We start from the raw sequence: 20,312 nt of genomic DNA, 5'->3' as shown, positions 1-20,312 counted from the left end.
TTGCAATTACTGCCCAATCAGGCTGCGGGCCAACACCCGCAGTCGCTCGTACACCACGCACTTGCTCAGGCTCAAGCTGCCTGATTCCGAATAAACCCCAGCCGTTCCTGCAGGAAGCACACCTTCCTCAAAATCGTTTAGCGCGTTGAACTCACCACCCCGCTCTACACCACCTGCTGCCACGCGGCTTGCACGCACAACACTGACACCATTTAACAGCAAGCGACGCAACACCGGCACACAGGCCTCTGGAATGTTGCCATGCCCCGGTGCAGCCACCACCACCGAGGCAGGTTTGCGATTCAGCAAATCATTCAATTGACGCAAAGGCCCATTGCCCGGTGTGCAAAACACCACGGGCACCTCCATGGCTTCAAACAAAGGGTGCGCTTGCGTACCCGCATCAAACAAATTGGAAAACTGACCCAGCATTCCCACATCGGTGGGTGGGTTCAACGCGGTAAAATTATTAAACCAGTTCGCATTCGGCAGCACAGAATATGGGCCATCAAACGCATCAAAACCAGCTGTACTTTGTTTCTCAACATGTTGTGCAGGCGTAAACAAACCTTGCATGTACAAACCAAATGGCACTGCGCAGCCAAATGGGCTACCCGGCAAACACTGCACTGCAAAATCGAGCGTGCCGCTTAAATTGGCAGGCCCATCGGCATCCTCGGCATCCGAAGGCAGCATGGCCCCTGTAAAAACCAAGGGTTTGACCAAAAGCGCAGCAGGCAAAGTTAGATAAAGGAAGTACAACATGTCTTCCATGGTGTCGGTGCCGTGCGTCACCACAATTGCGTCGATGCCAGGGGACTGAAGCAAACGGATCAACGCAGCACGCAGTTGCAACATATGAGCCAATTCAAGATTTTGACTACCAATGCTATACGGCTGCTCAAAATGCCATTGCGCACGGCGAAGCAAACCGGGTATTCCCATTACAAGGCTTTCACCGCTACGCTGGGCCGATTCATAAGCCCAGGTTTCGGAACCCTCGATTAGCGTACCGGCGATGGTGCCGCCCGTGGCCACCAAAGCCACGCGCGGCAGGGTATCAAGCGTTTGCGGGCGCATCGTCATCATCCAGCAGGTCGACCTTGCCGTCATTTAATCCAAGCAACTCGATCGCGTCTTTTTCAGGTAATTCATCAACACCTTTCAGTTTTTTCTGCATAACACGTGAACGTGTTTCAGCCTGCTCGATATTCTTGGCGGCGCGCTCAAGCGTGTCACGTGTTTTGGCAAGTATGTCGCCAAACTTGCCGAATTCGGTTTTAACAGCGCTGAGCACAGTCCACACCTCGCTTGAACGTTTTTCAAGCGCCAGTGTTTTAAAGCCCAACTGCAAGGCGTTTAACAATGTGGTTAAGGTGATTGGGCCAGCAACCGTAACCCTGTGAAGGCGTTGCAAGTCGTCGACCAAACCAGGGCGCTTCACCACCTCGGCATACAGGCCCTCGGTGGGCAAAAACAAAATACCGAAATCGGTGGTGTATGGGGGGGCCAGGTATTTCTCGGCAATGGTTTTTGCTTCGGCGCGTATGGCCATTTCAAGCGCTTTGGAAGCAACTGCAACGCCATCAGCGTCCGCGCGGTCAAAGCACTCCTGAAGGCGCTCGTATTGTTCTTTAGGGAATTTTGAATCGATGGGCAACCACACCGGTTGATCGTCTTCTTTACCAGGTAAGCGCACTGCAAATTCAACAATGTTGTGGCTGCCGGGCACTGGCTTGATGTTGCGACCAAATTGCGAGGGGGTCAGCATTTGCTCAAGCAGGGCTTGCAGCTGCACTTCGCCCCAGGTACCACGGCTTTTTACATTGGTAAGCACGCGCTTCAAATCACCCACACCGGTGGCCAGTGTTTGCATTTCGCCCAAGCCTTTGTACACCTGCTCCAGGCGTTCGCTCACTTGCTTGAAGGACTCGCCCAAGCGGGTTTCAAGTGTGGCGTGCAGTTTCTCGTCCACTGTTTTTCGCATCAATTCCAGCTTGCTGGCGTTGTCGTCTTGAATGTCTTTCAATTTCTGCTCAACCGACAAGCGAATTTGCGTGAGCTGGTCTTGAATCAGGGTGTTGGTGCGGTGCAGTATTTCAGAAAACTGGTTCAGCTTTTCAGACTGAATTTGATTGCCCTGCGTGAACTGCCCGACGATAACCTGCTGCAAACCATGCGCGGCCTGCTGGCTTTCCGTGCGCGCCTGTGCAAACGTTTGCGTCAACAATTCAGATTGCTTGCTTTGGCGCGCTTCAATGTCTTGATTAAGCAGGCGAAGTTGCTTGCCCAATTCTTCAGACACAAAACGCTGCTGTGCCTGCGCGTCCATCAGCTCATCGAGATTGGCAAGAACCTGCTGCTGAAACTGAGCCAGTTCAGTCGAGTTGTCGAGCGTCATTCTTCGGTACACCAGCACCAAGCCGAACAACACCAGCAACAGCAAGCCCACCACGGCCCAAATCAGTTGTCCGTCCATCAACTTATTCGCCCTTGATCGAAACAGTGTTCAAGCCCTTGGCGCTGCCTTCGGGATCGGGTTTGTTGCGCATCCAGTCTGCTGTGCGGAAGAATGAAAGCATTAGCCCTTCAATCACTTTCTCGGGCAGTTGCATGGCGCGCAGCGCGCTCACCATGCACAGCAACCACTGGTCGCGGTCTTCACTGGAAATTGGAAATGGCATGTGGCGCATGCGCAAGCGTGGGTGACCAAACTGCGGTGAATACAGGTCGGGGCCGCCCAGCCAGCCCGACAAAAACAGGTAAAACTTTTCGCGTGAATGGTCCAGGTGAACCGGGTGCAGTTTGCGAATGCGCCCGAAACTCGGATTTTGATCCATTTCGTCGTAGAACAGATCAACCAGCTTGCGCACGCCAGCTTGCTGCTCTTCTGGCGTACTGCCGAAGTAGACAATCGGCGTCTTGGGTTGCGCGTCGGCGCTACTGGTGTTACTGGTTGAATCGTTGTTGCTCATGGAGGTGCCGGTATGAATATGGGTATATATCCCACATTGTAACCGTGCACTGCCATGTAAATTCGACTGTAATTCGATTAGTCGCTGGCTTGCTAGGCAGCAGCTTGCCTTAAGGTTTGCATCACGGGGGCGCGGCAAACCTTGTTGACCGACCAGGCACCAAACAACACCGACACCACTGCACCCGCAACCACACCAGCCACAATGTGCATGGGCGACAAAAAGTACTCAAACTCGAACACAAAATGCGCCACGCCCCAACCCAGGCCTTGGGCAGCAATGGCTGCCACCAAACCTGCCAGCGCACCCAGCACGGAAAGCTCAAGCCAAGCGGCGCGTTGCAGCTGAGCAGTGGATGCCCCCATGGCCCGATAAATTGCAGCCTCACGGGTACGTACACGTGCACCCGTCATTACGCAGGCCACCACCACCAAACCACCCGCAGCCACAGTGAACAAAAATACAAACTGAACAGCCTGGCCCACCTGCCCTAAAATTTTACGAACTTGGGTAATCACCAGTTCAGTGTCCAGCACAGTGAGATTGGGGTAATCGCGCACCAGCTCACGCGACACGGGAATGGCCTTGTCATCTTGCAAGCTGACCGATGTAATCCAGGTTTGCGGAAAACTTTGCAGCACCTCGGTTGGAAACACCATGAAGAAATTCACCTCCATGGAGTCCCAGCGCAATTCGCGGATGCTGGTAATTTCAGCCGTTAAGGGCGTACCTGCGATGTCAAAGGTGAGCTTGTCGCCCAGGCCTATGCCCAAACGTTCAGCCACACCGTCTTCCACGGACACTTCTGCTTTGGCGGGTGTTTCATCAAACCAGCTTCCCACAGCGACGGTGTTGTGCGTGGGCAAGGTGTCCGCAAAACTCAAATTCAGTTCACGTTCCACTGTGTTGCGGGCACCTTCATCGGTAAAGGTATCCGCCGTGATGGTTTCACCGTTGATGGCGCTTAAGCGCCCGCGCACCATGGGGTACAAATTGACCGGACTTTGGCTTGCGGTGTTCAATGTTTGTTGAACACCTTCAACCTGATCGGGTTGAATGTTGAACACAAAGCGATTGGGGGCGTCTTCCGGTACGGCTTCTTGCCAACGGTCGATCAAATCGCCCTGCACCACAGCCAGCATTAACAGTGCAGCCAGCCCCAGGGCAAGGCTTACTCCCTGCAACACCAGGGTGCTTGCACGTTTGGACATGCTTTGAAAAACCGCGATGTTGGTGCCTGCACTTTTTTTGCCTTTGCCCAAATAAGCCAGCACCTTCAAAAGCCCCCAGAACAAGAGGGCGAACACCAGCGAGGTGCCTACAAAACCAGCAAACAACAACAGGGCCAACACCACATTGTTAACGATCAACAGGCACACCGCGATGGCAGTAAACACACCAAACAGCACTGACAACACCAGTTGCCCCCGGCTACTTTTCAATGTTTGGTGCCGAATTACAGCGACCGCAGGCGCGCGCAAGGCGTACCAGGTGGGCACTGCCGCAAAACCCAGCAATAACAACGCTGACAGCAGCATGCCCATGGGCAGGTAATGCAAACCGGCCAGTGGTAAATCGACGCCCACCAGCTCAGCCAACAGGGCCAGCAAGCCCCAATGCGCCGCCCACCCCAGGGCCACACCCAGCACACCAGCGCCCAGCGTTAACATGCCCATGCCAATAGCCCACATGCGCAGCAAACGTTTGGGGGTGTAGCCCAGGCTTTTCAATACTGCCAATTCGCTGGCCTGTTCTTTGGCAAACAAGTGCGCCACCAGCGCAATGCCCACACAGGCCACCATGGTGCCGATCAAAGCAGCCATGGCCAGGAAATCATTGGCGCGCTCAAGCGTACCGCTGACCTCAGGTCGACCGTTCTCCAGGGTTTCGATCTCCTCAACAGGCGACAGCACTGGAGTCAATTCGGAAATCAGCTGATTGATCACCGGCTGAGCGCCAGTGAAGTAAATACGCCAGGTGGCCCGTGATCCCAAGCCCAACAACTCGGATTCTTCGAGGTCAGCGGTATTCATCATGACCCGGGGGGCGAAGTTCACAAAGCCACCGCCACGATCAGGTTCTGCCAAAATTACTCGGGTAACCGGGCGTGTTATTTCGCCCACTTGAATTGAATCACCCAACTGAACATCCAGTGAACCCAGCACGCCTTGGTCTACCCACAATTCGCCTTGAGGCGGGCCACTGGCCACTTTTTCATCTTGACCCTGTGCGTTTCGAACCGTGAGTTGCCCACGAAGGGGATACATGTTGTTCACAGCCTTCAACGAAACCAGCAAGTCGACCCGCTCCGAGGGCACAACGCTTGGAAATACAACGCTTTCAGCCTGCTTGAGTGTTGCGTATTCCGGCTTTTCAAGAATTGAAAGCCAGGGTGCATTGGCGGTGTTCCGCTTGGACTCGATGACCAAATCACCGCCCAACATTTGACTGGCATCGCGCACCAAGGCTGCCTCGATTCGGGCTGAGAACACGCCCACAGATGAAATGGCCGCCACGGCCAACACCAAAGCCACGAACAAAATGCGGAACGATGCACGGCGTGACTGCCGTGCCCAATACTGAAAAGACTGCATGAGGGAAGCACTTGCGGGGTAAAACACCAGTTTAGGACAAAGCGTGGGGGTACAGGTTCCCCTGTTTATTGCGGCGCAGTAATTTCTTCACGAATAAAACACGCAAAAAATTGACCGATCGTGCTATTTTGAGTGCAGATTTGAACGCTCACTCCAACAATAAAAATTACTTTTCAGTAACATAAGTAAATACATTACAAAAAACTACCGATTTTTAAGGAGACGGTAACGTGTCTGACGCATTTCCCCATTTGAATTCTCCGCTTGATCTCGGCTTCACCACCCTGCGCAACCGCATCATGATGGGTTCGATGCACACCGGCCTAGAAGACAAATACAAGGAATTTGACAAGTTTGCGGCCTACTTTGAGGCACGCGCCAAGGGTGGTACCGCTTTGATTGTGACCGGTGGTTTTTCACCCAACCTGGAAGGCTGGCTATACCCGTTTGCATCGAAGTTGAGCAGCAGTGGTGCCATCAAACACCACAAGAAAGTAACCGAAGCCGTGCACAAACACGACGGCAAAATTGTGATGCAATTGCTGCATGCAGGCCGTTATGCCTACCACCCCTTGAGCGTGTCGGCCTCCAATGTGAAGTCATCGATCAACCCGTTCAAGCCACGTGAAATTGGCGACTTCGGTATTCGCCGAACCATTGCAGCCTTTGCACGCTCGGCCAAAATTGCCCAAGAAGCGGGCTATGACGGCGTGGAAGTCATGGGCTCGGAAGGCTACTTCCTCAACCAGTTCATTTGCAAGCGAACCAATCACCGAACAGACCGTTGGGGTGGTTCAGTAGAAAACCGTGCCCGTTTGTCGGTTGAAATTGTTCGCCGCATTCGCGAAACCGTGGGCGAAAAGTTCATCATCATTTACCGCCATTCACTGCTGGACTTGGTTGAAGGCGGCAACACCTGGGATGAAGTGAGCTACATAGCCCGCGAAATTGAAAAAGCTGGGGCCACCATGATCAACACCGGCATTGGCTGGCACGAAGCCCGTGTGCCCACGATTGTCACTTCCGTGCCCCGCGCGGCTTTCGCTGAACTGACTGCCCGCCTGCGCAAAGAGCTCAAGATTCCGGTGATTGCGTCCAACCGGATCAATAAACCTGAGGTGGCCGAGCAATTGTTGGCCGAGGGTTCATGCGACATGGTTTCCATGGCCCGCCCTTTGTTGGCTGACCCCGACTTCGCGATCAAAGCCAAGGAAGGCCGCGCCGACGAAATCAACGTGTGCATTGCCTGTAACCAAGCCTGCCTTGATCACACCTTCAGCCTGAAGCGGGCTTCATGCCTGGTGAATCCACGCGCTTGCCACGAAACCGAAATTGTGGACAAACCGCTGGAACGAAAGAAGAAAATTGCGGTGGTGGGTGCAGGCCCAGCGGGCCTGGCTTCGGCCACAGAACTGGCACGCCGTGGTCACCATGTAACGCTGTTCGACAAGGCCAGTGAAATTGGCGGCCAGTTCAATATGGCCAAACAGATTCCGGGCAAAGAAGAATTCCATGAAACCATCAGCTACTTCAAACGCCAGCTGGAATTGAAGAAAGTGGATGTTCGCCTGAACACCTTAGTTGATGCCGCCCTGATTTCCAAAGAGCGTTTCGATGAAGTGATACTGGCAACGGGCATCAAGCCGCGTACGCCGGGAATTGAAGGCATTGACCACCCCAAGGTGATGAGCTACATCGACGTGCTTCTGCACAAAAAAGAAGTGGGCCAGAAAGTGGCCGTGATTGGTGCCGGCGGTATTGGCTTTGATGTGTCGGAATACTTGACGCACGACTTTGCCCACCCTTCCCCCACACTCGACCTGGAAAGCTGGAAAAAGGAATGGGGCATTACCTTTGACCCCAAGAATGCAGGCGGCATAGATGGCGTGCAAGCCGAGCCACCCAAGCCCGCACGTGAGGTTTGGCTGTGCCAGCGCAAGGACGAACCCTTGGGCAAACGCTTGGGTAAAACATCAGGCTGGGTGCACAAGGCCAGCTTGAAAAGCCGCCGTGTTCACTTCATGCAAGGTGTGGAGTACTTGAAAATCGACGACCGCGGTTTGCATGTGATGAGCGCGCATGGCCCGCAAATTCTGGAAGTGGACAACATTATTATTTGTGCGGGCCAAGACCCGTTGCGTGAACTGGTTGAACCAATCGAGGCACTGGGCGTACCCGTGCATTTGGTGGGTGGTTCATCGGTGGCCGCCGAACTGGACGCCAAACGTGCAATTAACCAAGCCACTCGCCTGGCTGTAACCCTGTAAAGGCAGAAGAAAAATGAGTGAGAAATCGATGTTGCAAAAGGTGTATGCGCAAGTGGACAAACTGCCCACGCCTTTGAAAACCCGTGCCTTTACCCTGCTGTTTGGCCGTGCGGTGAAGTATTTCAAAACCAGTGGTTTGAAATTCGAGTGGATTGAGCCCAACCATTCAATTGTGGTGATCAAAAATCGCCCCTACGTGCAAAACCACATTGGCACCGTGCATGCAGTGGCCATGATCATGATTGCAGAATCGGCCACCGGCGCGTTGGTGGGTTTGAATGTGCCAGCCAACGCAATACCGGTGATCAAGCGCATGGAAGTGGATTACCGCAAACGCGCCGCTGGCGACATGCGTGCTGAAGCCATGCTGACACAAGAACAAATCACCATGATGCAGACCGAGGAACGTGGTGAAGTGGATGTGGCGGTAACGATTACTGATGGTGAAAGCAAAGAACCTATCTTCGTTCGCGCCATTTGGGCTTGGACCCCAAAGCGCAAGGGCTAAACTATTGCTATAACTACACGGCAAGGAGACACCTGCATGGCCCCATTTGAATTCAGAACAGTGAACCGCATTGTGTGCGAATCGGGCAGTTCGCTGCGAATGGCTGACATGTTGGCCCCCTTGCTGACCCAGCAAGGGCTGAAAACCGCAAGGGTGTTCATGCTGGTTGACCCCTTCATTGCGGGCACCGAGGCCTTTAAAACCATTTGTGAAAACCTGGCCACAGCAGGCCACGCAGTTCACAGTTGCAACGATGTAGAACCCGACCCGCCCGAGGCTTTGGTGCACCGGGTCACTTCATTGGCCAAGGAATTCAAGGCCGATGTGGTGGTGGCCATTGGTGGCGGTTCCACGCTTGATGTAGCCAAACTGATTGCGGTGTTGGCGCGCGGCAAACAAGAACTGAAAACCATGTACGGTGTGGGTAATGTGACCAGCGACAGGCTGCCTTTGGTGTTGGTGCCCACCACTGCCGGCACCGGCAGCGAAGTGACCCCAATTTCAATTGTGACCACGGGTGTGGACACCAAAATGGGCGTGGTGTCGCCTGTGTTGTATGGCGACCTGGCCATTCTGGATGCCGACTGGACACTCAGCCTGCCCCAACATGTAACGGCGGCCACCGGCATTGATGCCATGGTGCATGCGATAGAGGCTTACACCAGTAAACGCCTGAAAAACCCCTATGCTGATTTTTTGGCCTGTGAAGCGCTGCGCCTGTTGGCTGCCAACCTGCACACCGTGTGCCAAGAACCGGGCAACCGCGAGGCACGCCAGGCGATGATGTTGGGTTCTTGCATGGCTGGCCAGGCATTTGCCAACGCGCCTGTGGGTGCGGTGCATGCGCTGGCTTATCCAATCGGCGGTATATTTCACGTGCCACACGGCTTGAGCAATTCGCTGGTGCTGCCGCATGTGTTGCGCTTTAATTTGCCCGCTGCAGAACAGCAGTATGCCGAGCTGGCACAAGTGTTGAAGCTGGGCCACCATGGAGACAATACGGGGCAGCTGGCCCAGGCCTTTATTGACTACACAGCCACATTGTCGCCTTCCACAGGTTTGCCGGTTGGCTTGCGTGAAGTGGGTATTGGCGAGAACGATTTGCCGGTGATGGCCAGTGCAGCCATGCTGCAAACCCGCCTGTTGAGCAATAACCCGCGCGATGTGAACGAGGCCCAGGCCTTGGCCATTTATCAAGCAGCCTACTAAGAATATTCAAACTTCGACCATGACCACTCTGGCCCAATACCCACTGCATCAACTAGTTCAAACCCGTTGGCACGACAACGACATTTACGGACACGTGAACAATGTGTTGTATTACAGCTACTTCGACAGTGTGGTAAACCGTTACCTGATTGAAGAAGGCGGGCTGGACATTCACGACGGGGAGGTGGTGGGTTTTGTGGTGGAAAGCCAGTGCAAATACCTGAAACCCCTGGCCTACCCTGAGCCGGTTACGGCCGGCCTTCGGGTGGGTAAACTGGGCAGCAGCTCAGTGCGCTATGAATTGGGTTTGTTCAACGCCAAAGGCGAATTGTGCGCGGAAGGCTACTTCATTCACGTGTTTGTGAACAAGACCGGTAACACCCCCACCCCAATACCCGATGGCATTCGCAGCAAACTGGCTTTGTTGGTGGTCTGACGATTGGGTGTGAGTGGCCGGCTCAAGCCTTTCTGTCGTATTGCGCGCGAATTTTTTTCGCCACTTCCAGCAAGCCTGCAGGAGACAAATCATGCAGTTCAATCAAAGGTGATGCATCAATATTGGGGTACTCGCGCAAAATTGAGCGGCGGTAGGCTGGGTCGTAATGATTGCGCATCAGCCGCTCAAACAGCTCGGGCATTTTGCGCTCGGCAGCCAATTGCTCCCATTCTTCAAATTCCTTGCCGCCCACCAGGCTGCGGATAAAACGCAACCGTTCCAGCAAGCCTTCTGGATCTTCTTCAAAGTGTTTGTAATCCTGTCGCCAAAGCTCAACCCGTTGCTGCATGTCGGCATGCACGCGAATGGTTTTGCCCCTGCGCATGGAATCAAGCATGGCTGTGGGTATCTGAACATTTCCAATCTTTTTGCTTTCGGCTTCAACCCACACTGGGCGTGTGGGATCGCATTTCGCGAGTTCTTCCAACAGCAAGGTGTCGAAATACTTTTGCGAGGGTTGTGGAGTACCAGGCACCGCCCCAATGATTGAACCTCTGTGACGGGCGATGGCCTCCAGATCAACAACCTGGCAACCTGCTTCACGCAAGGCATACAACAGGCGGGTTTTGCCGCAACCCGTGGGGCTGCTTAAAACGTGATACTCAAATTTGGTGGGCGCAGTTTCCAGCTGCTCATTCACCCAACGTCTGTAAGCTTTCCAGCCGCCAGGCAGTTTTTGAACGTTGTAACCAATGGTTTCAAGCGCATCAACCCACAGCTTGCTGCGCTTTCCACCCCGAAAACAGTACACCAGCACCTTGCCGTCTTTGGGATATTTCGGCAAATCCTCGCTGAGGTGACGTGCAATATTGGCCAGCGAATAGCGCACACCAATGCTGTAGGCGCCCATTTTGTCGGTGCGATGAAGGGTGCCTACTTCTGCATATTCATCGTTGTTGACCACAGGCATGTTGACCGCACCAGGAATGTGATCTTCCTCGAACTCGCGGGGCGAGCGTGCGTCAATTATCAGGTCATAAGAGGAAAAATCATGCATGAAAAAGGCCAACTTCAAAACAAATGTTCAGCCCGGCAGAATAACGCAAAACAGGGCTTCGGTTTTAAAACTAGGTCGGCAAGTTTCGCCCTGGCAGGGTTTTAAGCCCGTTGGCAATGGTTTTCAGTTCTTTCCAGTCTGTGGCCTTTCGCTTTTGCAGCATGGGCCACAGTTTCATGAGCAACTGGGCGGTGGCCAATACATCGGCTGCGGCCTGGTGGCGCTGTTCACATTCAATGCCGTAACGCTGCATCCACACATCCAGCGGAAGCTGGTGATTTTCCTTGTGCAGCACCGCAGCCAAATGCTCAAGATCGAGCCAATGCCGATGTGTTGTACGACCCAGCACCTTACGCATGGCTTTGTTGATCAGGATTTCATCAAACCAACTGTGAAAAGCAATCAATGGCGAGTTGCCCACATAACGCAGGAATTCAGACAAAGCCACTTCCGCCTTCACCCCTTTTTGCTGCGCGCCAATGCCAATGCCGTGAATCAAAATATTGTTTTTGTCGATGGCTTCAAACTCGATCATGTCGACGATTTCGGGGGGCTGTTTGATGACTACTTCAAACGTGTCCGTGAGCGAAATTCGCGGGCGTCTTTGCGCATCAAACTCGATGGCAGTGGCCGCAATCGAAATAAGGCGATCTCTTTTCGGGTTCAGGCCTGATGATTCAACATCTAGCACCACCCAACGGTCAGGGTTTGGGCTGGAAAAATCAAGCGTTTGAACCAGGCGGTTCCTGATGTAGCTGGCCCAGCCTTGCGTGGGCAGCAACTGGCCTTGCAAAGTGGTACTCAACGCATGTGCTCCATCTCGATTCGCTGCTGCAAGCGCCGCCCTACCCTGAAACATTCCTTCAATATGCGGCGGTCAATGTTGTCGAGCACGTCGTAGTTCACCACATTGGGCTGATCGGGCAAGTTGGGCACGGCCACGCCTTCATCAAGCTGTATGCGAAGGCGCATCATTTGCAAGAACTCAAAGGCACTCACCCACGCGTCGCGGCGCTGTTCCTCTACGCTTAAACGCTTGGCCACGGCCTCGAACCGACGGCGGGTATTGACTTCATCAATGCCAAAAACCAGCGAGAAAAAGCGCGCGGCATCGACAAAGACCGCTGTACCCTGCTTTTTCAAATCAAGCGTGCGAATGTCTTCAATTTCAGTGGTGTCTATGCTGCCATGCCAATTCAAGGGTGGGCGAAAACGCATGATATTTTCAGCCAGCAAGCGCAAGAAGATCGTAGACTCCTTGGCGCGGGTCACAATGTAGTCCCGAAGTGGCTGCGCCAGCTCTTTGTTGCCTGCCAGCGCGCGAAGATCAAAAAATATGTTCACACGCAGCAGGTTCTCGGGCGTGGCTACATCGATCCATCGCGCAAACTTGTTCAACCACTCGCCCGCAGTCATGCAACATTCGGGGTTGCTGGCCATGATGTTGCCTTTGCACAAAGGGTAGCCGCACTGGTCCAGCGTTTGATTCACCTCTTTGCCAAAAGCCAGCCAACGTGGTCGGTCCACTTCAGGCTGATCGCTAATAAACAGCAAGCCGTTGTCCTGGTCTGTGGCAATGGTTTGCTCCGAACGGCCTTCCGAGCCGAAACTTAACCAACAGTAACTGTTGGCATCAATGCCCATCCGGTTACCCACAACCTCAAGAATGCGTTCGGTGAGCACATCGTTCAAGTGGCTGATCAATTCAGTAAGTTGCTTGGCAGCAATGCCCTGGCCCAGCAGGTTTTTGGCAAAACTGCGAATGTCATTGGCGCAGGTTCGCAACATATCGGCGTCTTGCGCTGAGCGAATGTTGCTGCTGATCTGTTTCAGCGACAAACGCTGCATGGCGAAAATATCGCGCTCGGAAACAATGCCGCTTAATTTCCCGTTGCGGGTTACCGGCACGTGGCGAATGCCAAATCTGGACATGAGCAGGGCTGCATCTTGCGCGGTGCAACTTTCATCCAGGGTATGAACCGGGGTGTTCATGACCTCCGAAATCAGCGAGATCAAGGGCTTTTGGGCCATGGCCACGCGCGACAACACATCCTGGCGAGTCAAAATACCCTCCACCACCATAGCCTCATTCACCACGATCATGGAACCAATCCGGTGCTCATGCATCACTTCCAGCACCTGCTTCAGGGGCGTGGTGGGTGCGCAAGAAAAAGGTTCGTGACGGCATACATCGCGCAAGGGCTTTTCAAGCGTTTGCTCGGCCAGGGTTTGAGAGGAGTAAGCCACTTGAATCGCTTTTCTGGACAAATCCAGAAACTGCATGGTGCGCCGGGTTAAATAGTCGGAGAACACCGGGCTTTTACGCGCAAGGGCTTGCACGCTGTCGAAGGTAAACATCAGGCAGAAGGTATCTTCCCGGGCGCTGTAAGTAGCTGTAACTGCGCGTTTGGCAAGAAATGCGTTGACTGGAAACATTTCCCCGGCTTCGTATTGAAACCCGGTGGAAGACAGGTCGGCCAAGCCTTTGCGGCCCACGGCAGAGCCCTTTTCAACATAATAAAGAAACTGGGGTGGGCCGTCCTCGGGCCGCACAATCACTTCGTTGGGTGCGAAATAAGTTTCAGCGCAGCCTTCAAGCAGGCAGTCCAGGTCGCGAAGCGGAATTTCACTGAACGGCGCGTGCTTGACCAACCTTTGTTTGATGTAGTCCAGCATTTGCCCGCTGGGGCTGGTACTGGTTTGGGCTGAATCAGGGGCAGCAACCCCCGAATCGGCCACAGAAGCGGCATTCGGTCGATTCACAGTCTCTCCATTTGCTGGGCTAAATGGTTTTTATAATGGTTTTCCCTATTGTAGCCTTTGCACCTTACAAAAAGCTTGTTTCTTCCAAGCCACGTCACTTGAAAATAGTGCTTGCTTTGCGCCTGTGCCAGGAATATATTCGCGCAACTCTCCCCCATGGCTGTTTTTTCCCGAGGTTAAATTGCAGTCAAACCCCACCACAATTGTTGTTGACGGCGCAGGCGTTGAAGCCCTTTGCCAAAGCTGCGGCGTGTGTTGTTCCACGTTCAGAATCAGCTTCTATTGGGGCGAAACCACGGCAGCCGAAGGCGGCGTGGTGCCGGTTGAACTGACGGAGCAAATGAACCTGTACCGCAGCTGCATGAAAGGCAGCTCGCAAACTAAGCCACGTTGCATTGCACTGTCGGGCAATATTGGCGAGTCAGTCAGCTGCACCATTTACGAAAACCGCCCCTCACCCTGCCGCGAATACGATGTATTTGACGCCCAAGGTGAATTGAACCCGCGTTGTAACCAGGCTCGCGCCAAACACGGCCTGGCACCATTGAATGTGCGCTTTGTACCGGTTGCTGGTGTGCCTGACCACATTACTTTGCCTACACCTGAAATAAAACCCGGCAGCTAATCAGCTTGCACCACTGAATGTGTCTTGATCGTGTTCGGTAAGCGCAGCACGAACAGCCTTTGCATTGTCCAAAGCCTGTGCATTGTCGCCGTGTACACACAGGGTTTGCGCCGTGACCACGCGGCTTGAGCCATCCAGGCACTGCAATGGCCCGCCCCGAACAATCAATTCAGCCTGTGCCTTGACCTGAACCGGATCATGAAGCACAGCGCCAGGCTGGCTTCGAGGTGCCAGCGCGCCGGTGCTTAGGTAAGCCCTGTCCGGGAAGGCCTCTTCGATCACCTCGATGCCAGCAGAACGCGCCCAAGCCACCAAGGGGCTATTGGCCAAAGCCAGCAGCTTCAGGTGCGGAAAAGCATGGGCCAGATTGATGAGTAGCTCGGCCTCGGCCGCTTGAAAGGCCGCATCGTTGTACAACTGCCCGTGGGGTTTGAAATGCGCAGGGCAACACCCCAACTTCGTGGCGATGTTGTCGAAAAAATCCATTTGCCGTTTCAATTCACCCAGCAACTGTGCAGTTGAGCCTTCGGGCTTTTGACGCCCGAACCCGGCTCGGTCCGGATAGCTGGGGTGGGCGCCCACCTGCACGCCATGTTCAAGCGCCAGCATACAAGCCCGGCGAATGCTGTGTTCATCGCCAGCGTGCCCGCCGCTGGCAATATTGGCCCAGTCAACAATCTTGAACAGGGTCTCGTCGTGGGCACAACCTTCGCCCAAATCTGCATTAATCCACATGGGTAGTTGCCTTGTTGTATTCAATGGCCTGCTGGTAGCGTTTGCGGTCGAGTTCATGCCTGGCCTGTAGACGCTGCGCCTGCTGTTCATTGACCAATACCCAGCTTACGCTTTCCCCACCCCCAAGTTGTGACAATTTCCAGAGATCACATGACAATACACTGCCAATACGTGGGTAACCGCCAGTAACCTGGGCTTCACACAGCAGCACAACCGGCTGCCCGCTAGGTGGCAACTGCACCAAACCCGGGTGCACAGCATGTGAACGCAAAGAAACCACATGCTTCAGTGACAAAGGCGATTCAAGGGCCTCCAGCCGATACCCCATTCGACTGCTTTGGGTGCCCAAGCTGAAGTGTTGACGGGTAAACAGGTGCTGCGAATTTTCGCTGAGTTCAAAAAATTCCGGACCAGGCAAAAAATGAAGCACCAAACAGGCTGAATGTTCAGTGCGGGCCAGGGGCATGGCCAAACGAACACCATGCCGAATACTGGTGGTGAATTTCCGGGCAAAATGTAGTTCATCACCCACTTGCAAGGCCCGGCCTTGTAGCCCCCCAAAACCAGCGACGAGGCAGGTACTGCGGGAACCCATCATTTCGGGCACATCCACACCACCTTGCACACAAAGCACATTCCAGAAACCCAGGCCTGGGGGCTGGGTGCGCAACACATCACCCTCCTGCAAACCCAAAACCTGACCGCACAACACTGGTTTGTTGTTTAACAAGGCATGCGCACCCCGGTTTGCAAACAAAACAAGGCATGGCTTGGCGCATACAAAATCGAATTGACCCATCAGCTCCAGGCAAGCCGCATTGGCCTGGTTGCCCAAGGCAAGGTTGGCCAGGCTGAACGAAAAAGTATCCAGCACGCCCCCGATCGGTACACCCTCATGCTGGTAGCCCCAACGCCCCAGGTCGCTAACAATGCCTTGCCCTTGAGCCCTGACCACCTTAAGCATAATCAGCCCGAATGAATTGAACCGTGTCACCGGCCTTGAAAAGGGACTGCCCCTGCTGATCGGTGCGTTCAGGATCAAAAAGCACCTGCTCAAAATGCCCCAACAAATGCCAACCGCCTGGACTTTCCCAGGGGTACACCGCGCAGTAATGGGCAGCGATGGCCAATGTACCCGCCGGCACACGTGAGCGCGGCGTTTCCCGACGCGAGAAATGAAGCTGTTTGGGTAAACCTGTGAGGTAAGCAAAGCCGGGCAGAAAGCCCAAAAATTGAACGGTATAAATAGCGCTGCAATGCAGGTCAATCACCTCAGTCGGGCTTAACCCGGTTTGCCCGGCCAGCCAGGCAAGGTCTTGCCCGGCAACGCCACCGTAGTTCACAACAATGTGGTGGTGGCAGCCTGGGGTGTTTGCAAGCAATGTGGCTTTCCCGAATTGGCCGAGTATTTGGTGGAGTTGATCAAGCAATATTTCATGTTTCCCGGCGGCAAGTATTGGACTCGCAAACAACACGGTAATTGATTGATCCGCCTGCACGCACTGACAAGCTGGCCAAGCCAGAGCTTGAATGGACTGGATTAACTCTTGACGAAACACCGCCAATTCCGTGGCGGGCATGTAATTCTCGGTCGCAGAGCCATCTGTGGCCCAGTCTATCTGAATGGCACGATCGGAAACAAAGTAAGCCCTGGGCATGGATGCTCAACGTGTCAAGAAGCGAGGGGTTCAGTTTAAACACAAAAAAAGCAGCCAAGGGCTGCTTTTTTTGCGATGCGCGAATCACTTTACACGTTTAGGCGGCGGCTTGTCTGTCCTGATTTGCCTCGCCTGCCTCGATGGTTCGAAGACCCGATTCACCAATCGGAATTCGACGTGCTTTCATTTGCTCAGGAATTACCTTGCGCAACTCGACCACCAACAAGCCATTTTTCAGGTTGGCACCTTCCACTTGCACGTAGTCGGCCAGGTTGAATTTGCGCTCAAAACTGCGAAATGCAATGCCTTTGTGCAGGTACTGTTTGCCCTCTTCATCCGCTTTGCGGCCACGCACGGTTAGCACGCCACGCTCGACTTCCAGTTCGAGCTCTTTTTCCTCGAAACCCGCGACGGCCACACTGATTTGGTAACGGTTTTCTTCCAGCGCCTCGATGTTGTAAGGAGGGTAACCAGTTGAAGTGTCTGCACGCATTGCGGCGTCCAGAATGCTGGCCATTCGGTCAAAACCAATGGTGCTGCGGTACAAAGGGGTAAGGTCGATTGTTGCCATGATTCATTCTCCTGAGAAGCAAAAAATCAGTTATTCAAAATGTGCGGAAACTCTCTTGGAGACATTTCCCACATTCCTGATTTATGAACCAACCCTGAAAATTTCAAGTGCTTTCTTTGCAATTTTTTCAGGTCAAAACAGATCGCCGTCTACGTAATACCAATGCCCGTTTTCCTGCACAAAACGGCTGCGCTCATGCAGGCGACTGGCGGGCCCATTGTTGGGTTTGTAACGAGCCACAAACTCTACTTCGGCTTTGTTGCCCAGTGGCCAGTGCCCTTTCACATTCAAGCCCAGCCATTTGCCTTGTGCAAGTTCCTGCTGCAAATCGAGCTGCTTGGGGCGCGTGCTGATGTGCCAGGTTGACAACACATAGTCACTTAAACCCAAGGCGTAGGCGCTGTAGCGTGAGCGCATGAGCGCTTCGGCCGTGGGTGCCAACCCAGTGTGAAGATGAAACGGTTGGCAGCAGGCTTGATAAACGCCGTTGCCGCAAGGGCAAGGCTGTATTTTATTTTTTTGGACCATGTGGAACAAAAGCAATGAAACAGGCAGATTTTTCATTTTAGACTGAAGCCAGAGACAGCCAGCCTTAGACCAACAACAATGACCACCAACAATGACAATTAAGCCTACACGAGTGCATGCGTTTAATCATGCCGATGCCTTGGGCCATCACGATGCAGTGGCCCTGGCGGGGCAACTTCAACGCGGCGAAACCAGCGCAACTGCATTGGTTCAAGCCGCGTACCAACGACTTGAATTGGTGAACCCCGAACTGCATGCCACCGCGTGCCTTCAAGAGGAAGCGGCATTGGCGCAAGCCCGTTTTTACGACGACGTAGGCAACTTCAGGGCGTTTCAGGGCATACCGGGCTTTTTGAAAGACAACCTGGATTTGCAAGGCTTACCCACTCAACACGGTTCAGCCGCCATGCCCGACACGGCGAGAAAGCACACCAGCGCCGTGGCACAGCAGATTATCGACACAGGCGTGGTGCTGCTGGGTAAAACAAAGCTGCCCGAGTTCGGGCTTACCGCCACCACCGAGTACAGCAAAGCCGAGCCAGCACACAACCCATGGAACATTGGGCACAGCACAGGGGGTTCTTCGGGCGGTTCGGCTGCTTTGGTGGCAGCGGGTGTGGTTCCAATTGCCCATGCAAACGACGGCGGTGGCTCAATTCGCATTCCCGCTGCATGTTGCGGGCTGGTGGGTTTGAAACCCAGCCGCGGGCGTTTGGCCATGAATGAAATGGCGAAAAGCCTGCCCATCAATATTGTCAGCGACGGGATTGTGTCGCGCAGCGTGCGGGACACTGCGGCGTTTTTCGCCTTGGCTGAAGAGCATTACAAAAACCCGACACTGCCACCACTGGGCCACATCACCACCCCTGGCCGCAAGCGCCTGAAAATCGGCATGTTCACCCAGAAAATTTCTGGCGATGAAACAGATACCGCTTGTGTGGAAGCGGTGCATAAAGCTGCTGCCCTGTGCGAGGAGTTGGGCCATGAAGTGCAGGAAATCAAGGTGCCCATCAGCGCCCAGTTTGCTGACGATTTCTTGCTGTACTGGGGCATGCTGGCCGCATCCATTTCACACTTGGGCAAACTGGCAGTTGATCGGCACATGGACACCGGAAAGCTTGAACCACTCACCCACGGTTTGGCCAAACATTTCACTCGCAACCTGCTGAAATTTCCGTTCGCTTTGCGCAGGCTTTATCAGTTTGAAGCGCAATACGCCACAGCATTTGCCGACCTGGATGTGCTGCTGAGCCCCACACTGGGCCAGCCCGCACCGCCACTAGGTTACTTGGCACTTGATCTGCCTTTTGAGCAGGCGCGGGAAAGGCTTGTTAACTTTGCATCATTCACAGCTGCTCAAAACGTGGCAGGGGCGCCAGCCATCAGCCTGCCTATGCACCACACCGCTGAAGGTATCCCCGTCGGGGTACATTTTGCCGCGGCCATGGGGCATGAATTCAGGCTGATTGAGCTTGCCCTTGAAATTGAGCAAGCCCAACCATTCAAGATGCTGGCATGAATTCCAGGTGCGCTTTGTAAACCAGAGAGGCCCGGTCGACCATGGGGCAGTGGCCTGTGTTTTCAAGCATTAAATCGACAATCGCGGGTTGAGCCTGTTTCAACACAGCCAGGCCGCTGGGGTGAACCAACTGGTCTGAATCGCCCCACACCACCATCAACGGCACAGTGGTTTTCTCCACCATCTCGTTCAAACTAACATTGGCATCCGGGTTCACGAATTCCATGAATACCCGGTCGAGCAGTGCCTTGTTCTTGATCGACATACGACCAAAATACTTGCGCATGAAACCAGGCATGGGCGGCGCCTTGCCATTGAAACAAAGATTGACCACCTTCTCGTATTCTTCAAAATTGGTGGGTGCAAGGATAATTTTTCCTTCGTCGGCAAACGCACGCCCAATGGCGGTGTGCTCGGCACCTTTCACGCCAGCGGGGTTTAACAAACAAGCGCTGAGAACCCGGTTTTCAAAGTTGGCGGCCAAGGCACCCGCCAAATAGCCGCCCATGGAGTTGCCCATGACATGGAAATTCTTAACGCCCACCGCATCCAGCCAACGCACCACCCGATCGGCCTGCTCCGCAATATTAAAACGGGCGTTGCTGGGGCGGTCAGATTCGCCAAAACCAATCAGGTCTGGAATCCAAACGGTGTAATGGCGCATCAGACGCGGGGCCAGTGCCAGCCAGTTTTCCTTGTTGGCGCCAAAGCCGTGCACCAACACCATATCGGGCCCCTGCCCGCCTTTGAAATACGCGGTGCGCCCGTCTACGGTATTGAGGCTGCTTTTGATCAAGCCCATTTGTTTGCATTTTGAGTCGATCAGTTTGCGGCACAGCCAGTTCATAAACGCATTGCTCATTGTTG

At 54.0% G+C, this 20,312-nt stretch carries 19 protein-coding genes; 6 read left to right on the top strand and 13 right to left on the bottom strand.

What is annotated here, in order from left to right:
- Positions 1-6 precede the first annotated feature (6 nt).
- The 4 genes from HKT17_RS07135 to HKT17_RS07120 all read right to left on the bottom strand — a co-directional run bounded on the left by HKT17_RS07135 (position 7) and on the right by HKT17_RS07120 (position 5,569).
- Positions 7-1,089, bottom strand: coding sequence for an asparaginase domain-containing protein (locus tag HKT17_RS07135; RefSeq protein ID WP_205882521.1), 1,083 nt, complete (start codon positions 1,087-1,089; stop codon positions 7-9).
- Positions 1,061-2,479 carry a DNA recombination protein RmuC gene (locus HKT17_RS07130; protein ID WP_171098911.1) on the bottom strand — a complete coding sequence of 473 codons (1,419 nt, stop codon included), beginning with the start codon at positions 2,477-2,479 and terminating at the stop codon, positions 1,061-1,063. Before HKT17_RS07130 ends, HKT17_RS07135 begins: the two co-directional genes overlap by 29 nt.
- Positions 2,480-2,483: 4 nt before the next feature.
- Complete coding sequence (locus tag HKT17_RS07125) at positions 2,484-2,975, bottom strand: group II truncated hemoglobin (RefSeq protein ID WP_171098909.1); 492 nt, start codon at positions 2,973-2,975, stop codon at positions 2,484-2,486.
- A 92-nt stretch (positions 2,976-3,067) separates the two neighbouring features.
- Entirely contained in the window at positions 3,068-5,569 is a 2,502-nt protein-coding gene (locus tag HKT17_RS07120) for an ABC transporter permease (RefSeq protein WP_171098907.1), read from the bottom strand.
- Positions 5,570-5,799: 230 nt separating this feature from the next.
- Here HKT17_RS07120 and HKT17_RS07115 point away from each other — a divergent pair, with 230 nt between their 5' ends.
- Genes HKT17_RS07115 through HKT17_RS07100 form a run of 4 tightly spaced genes read left to right on the top strand, consistent with a single transcriptional unit; the run spans position 5,800 to position 9,989 of the window.
- A complete protein-coding gene (locus HKT17_RS07115) occupies positions 5,800-7,836 on the top strand; it encodes an NADPH-dependent 2,4-dienoyl-CoA reductase (RefSeq protein ID WP_171098905.1) in 2,037 nt (678 codons plus the stop codon).
- 13 nt (positions 7,837-7,849) lie between these two features.
- Positions 7,850-8,344, top strand: coding sequence for a DUF4442 domain-containing protein (locus tag HKT17_RS07110; RefSeq protein ID WP_171098904.1), 495 nt, complete (start codon positions 7,850-7,852; stop codon positions 8,342-8,344).
- A 36-nt stretch (positions 8,345-8,380) separates the two neighbouring features.
- Positions 8,381-9,553: an iron-containing alcohol dehydrogenase gene (locus tag HKT17_RS07105; RefSeq protein WP_171098902.1), complete on the top strand. Its 1,173-nt coding sequence runs from the start codon at positions 8,381-8,383 to the stop codon at positions 9,551-9,553.
- A 19-nt stretch (positions 9,554-9,572) separates the two neighbouring features.
- Entirely contained in the window at positions 9,573-9,989 is a 417-nt protein-coding gene (locus HKT17_RS07100) for an acyl-CoA thioesterase (RefSeq protein WP_171098900.1), read from the top strand.
- Positions 9,990-10,011: 22 nt separating this feature from the next.
- Here HKT17_RS07100 and mnmH read toward each other — a convergent pair whose 3' ends face one another.
- From mnmH to HKT17_RS07085, 3 genes are all read right to left on the bottom strand, one after another.
- Complete coding sequence (mnmH, locus tag HKT17_RS07095) at positions 10,012-11,046, bottom strand: tRNA 2-selenouridine(34) synthase MnmH (RefSeq protein ID WP_171098898.1); 1,035 nt, start codon at positions 11,044-11,046, stop codon at positions 10,012-10,014.
- 70 nt (positions 11,047-11,116) lie between these two features.
- The gene (locus HKT17_RS07090) at positions 11,117-11,851 is read right to left on the bottom strand and encodes a 3'-5' exonuclease (protein WP_171098896.1); all 735 of its coding nucleotides are present in this window, start codon (positions 11,849-11,851) and stop codon (positions 11,117-11,119) included.
- Positions 11,848-13,809, bottom strand: coding sequence for a DUF294 nucleotidyltransferase-like domain-containing protein (locus tag HKT17_RS07085; protein WP_171098894.1), 1,962 nt, complete (start codon positions 13,807-13,809; stop codon positions 11,848-11,850). The genes HKT17_RS07090 and HKT17_RS07085 overlap by 4 nt, the downstream gene beginning before the upstream one ends.
- 181 nt (positions 13,810-13,990) lie before the next feature.
- Here HKT17_RS07085 and HKT17_RS07080 point away from each other — a divergent pair, with 181 nt between their 5' ends.
- Positions 13,991-14,434, top strand: a complete 444-nt coding sequence (locus tag HKT17_RS07080; protein ID WP_171098891.1) for a YkgJ family cysteine cluster protein — start codon at positions 13,991-13,993, stop codon at positions 14,432-14,434.
- Here the strand turns inward: HKT17_RS07080 and HKT17_RS07075 are convergent, their stop codons facing one another.
- The 5 genes from HKT17_RS07075 to HKT17_RS07055 all read right to left on the bottom strand — a co-directional run bounded on the left by HKT17_RS07075 (position 14,435) and on the right by HKT17_RS07055 (position 17,926).
- Complete coding sequence (locus tag HKT17_RS07075) at positions 14,435-15,169, bottom strand: LamB/YcsF family protein (RefSeq protein ID WP_171098889.1); 735 nt, start codon at positions 15,167-15,169, stop codon at positions 14,435-14,437. It lies immediately after the preceding gene.
- Entirely contained in the window at positions 15,159-16,133 is a 975-nt protein-coding gene (locus HKT17_RS07070; protein WP_171098887.1) for a 5-oxoprolinase subunit C family protein, read from the bottom strand. The genes HKT17_RS07075 and HKT17_RS07070 overlap by 11 nt, the downstream gene beginning before the upstream one ends.
- Positions 16,126-16,827: a 5-oxoprolinase subunit B family protein gene (locus HKT17_RS07065; protein ID WP_205882520.1), complete on the bottom strand. Its 702-nt coding sequence runs from the start codon at positions 16,825-16,827 to the stop codon at positions 16,126-16,128. The genes HKT17_RS07070 and HKT17_RS07065 overlap by 8 nt, the downstream gene beginning before the upstream one ends.
- Positions 16,828-16,924: 97 nt before the next feature.
- Positions 16,925-17,398 (bottom strand): Hsp20 family protein, encoded by a 474-nt coding sequence (locus HKT17_RS07060; RefSeq protein ID WP_105028981.1) that lies wholly within the window; start codon positions 17,396-17,398, stop codon positions 16,925-16,927.
- A 132-nt stretch (positions 17,399-17,530) separates the two neighbouring features.
- Positions 17,531-17,926: a YchJ family protein gene (locus HKT17_RS07055; protein ID WP_168426963.1), complete on the bottom strand. Its 396-nt coding sequence runs from the start codon at positions 17,924-17,926 to the stop codon at positions 17,531-17,533.
- 91 nt (positions 17,927-18,017) lie between these two features.
- Here HKT17_RS07055 and HKT17_RS07050 point away from each other — a divergent pair, with 91 nt between their 5' ends.
- Positions 18,018-19,445 (top strand): amidase, encoded by a 1,428-nt coding sequence (locus HKT17_RS07050; RefSeq protein ID WP_171098885.1) that lies wholly within the window; start codon positions 18,018-18,020, stop codon positions 19,443-19,445.
- On the opposite strand, the gene HKT17_RS07045 is transcribed toward HKT17_RS07050, so the two are convergent.
- The gene (locus tag HKT17_RS07045; protein WP_171098883.1) at positions 19,429-20,307 is read right to left on the bottom strand and encodes an alpha/beta fold hydrolase; all 879 of its coding nucleotides are present in this window, start codon (positions 20,305-20,307) and stop codon (positions 19,429-19,431) included. The genes HKT17_RS07050 and HKT17_RS07045 overlap by 17 nt on opposite strands.
- Positions 20,308-20,312: the final 5 nt, after the last annotated feature.

The sequence above is a fragment of the Limnobacter sp. SAORIC-580 genome, from assembly GCF_013004065.1.
Lineage (GTDB): Bacteria > Pseudomonadota > Gammaproteobacteria > Burkholderiales > Burkholderiaceae_B > Limnobacter > Limnobacter profundi.
This window is presented reverse-complemented; position numbering and strand designations above follow the sequence as displayed.